Source organism: Microcoleus sp. Pol12B5 (assembly GCF_036701335.1).
Taxonomy (GTDB): domain Bacteria; phylum Cyanobacteriota; class Cyanobacteriia; order Cyanobacteriales; family Microcoleaceae; genus Microcoleus.
In genome coordinates this window covers 1-1446 of record NZ_JAUBQQ010000163.1, presented here as the reverse complement: position 1 = coordinate 1446, position 1446 = coordinate 1, and the positions used below count along the sequence as shown (strand labels likewise).

General features: G+C 41.2%; 2 pseudogenes. One reads left to right on the top strand and one right to left on the bottom strand.

What is annotated here, in order from left to right:
- Window positions 1–103: 103 nt before the first annotated feature.
- Window positions 104–247, top strand: a pseudogene (locus QUA24_RS27210) (ISKra4 family transposase); the annotation flags it as partial.
- Between the two features lie 173 nt (window positions 248–420).
- Here the strand turns inward: QUA24_RS27210 and QUA24_RS27205 are convergent.
- Window positions 421–1293: pseudogene (locus tag QUA24_RS27205) on the bottom strand (ISKra4 family transposase); the annotation flags it as partial.
- Between the last annotated feature and the right edge of the window lie 153 nt (window positions 1294–1446).

Below are 1446 nucleotides of genomic sequence, written 5' to 3'. Positions count from 1 at the left end.
CTAGCCTATGGTATGGCAGAACTAAGGAAGCTATCGCTACTTTTGCAGATTGGGATGCTCAGAAAGTTAAAAACTTTACTATCATTCCTTTCAATCTCAAGGAATTACAATTGGCAGCGGTGCGGTCGAATCGACCATTAAGCAGATTGGGCGTAGAATTAAAATATCCGGCGCTCAATGGAACCGCAACAATATTTCTCAAGTTCTCAAGCATCGCTGCTCTTATCTTAATCTGGCTTTTGCCTAAGTAATTCTACTTATTCCACAACTGAGATGCTCCCGGCGGTGCGGCGGTGCGGCGGTGCAATAAATACTCTAGCTCTTCAATAGATGTAAAAAGTCGATTGCCAATATATTCTTTTGCCGAATGCCATACTAATTCAATTAAGTTATAGTCGGGGGGAGCATCCCGCTTTTTAACTAAGCAGAAATACTGAGTTTAATGTGGTTATTTAAATATGCACACCTGAGTCTTAAAATTTGAGGCACATTTTTTTCGTTCCACTGTGCACCTACAATCTTAATTCTTGCTCCAATCTGTTTAATTAAAGACTCTACAGCTCCTGAACCAATGTCAATACCCTGCTGTTGATAATTCTGGTAATCTGGGATTCTTGACTGATGTTTTCGCAGATATTTCTGGAACTTTTCACTTTCTTTACTCATAACTCCTACAAACTCGGCTATAGCTTCTACTGTTGACCCTTGCCACAGTTGTTTCTGCGCTCTCCTCAGTCGTTTGAGCGAACCTCCTACTCTATGTAGATTTTCTATCAAATGATACCAATCCAGTACCTCTCTTCTTTGCTCAATAGTCCCAATTTGCTTAAACAGATTCCACACCCCATCATGACCATCTCCCAAGCAGGTTATCGATTCACTTTGATGTTGGCTATTTACCCATGCCACTAAATCTGGATTATTTTGGAAAAAAGCTGCCCCTACTTGACCATGTACCTTAACTGCCTTATAATTTCTCCAGATACTTTCTTCTCCTAAAGGAGTTCTCAGTCTGACGTTTCCTCCGTCTATACTCAATGCTTCTACTTTCTCGGTAGTTTCAGGCTCAGGCAATTTGTAACGCTCTAATAGCCGATGTTGTGTACTGTGGGGTACATAAATTCCTGTTAACATTTTTAAGTCTCTCTCCGCATTGGCAAATGATTCATTTCCCACTAATAATAAACAACATTTTTCCAAGTGAGGGCTCAAACGACTTCCCTTATTTACTCCCAGCTTTTTTGCTTGTTTACTCGATAGAGTTATTTCTCCTACGCAACTTTTTATGGTTCTTTTTCTCCCCGAAGCCGTTCCTCCTGCTGAGTTAAAAAAAAACTGCTAATTTCTGGGGCTACTGTCTCAACTAAATGCTCTGACGGGGTGACAACCCCGTCAAAAGCCCCACCAGTGGCGGATTTGCCCAACGTGAGGTAAAAAAAGATGGGG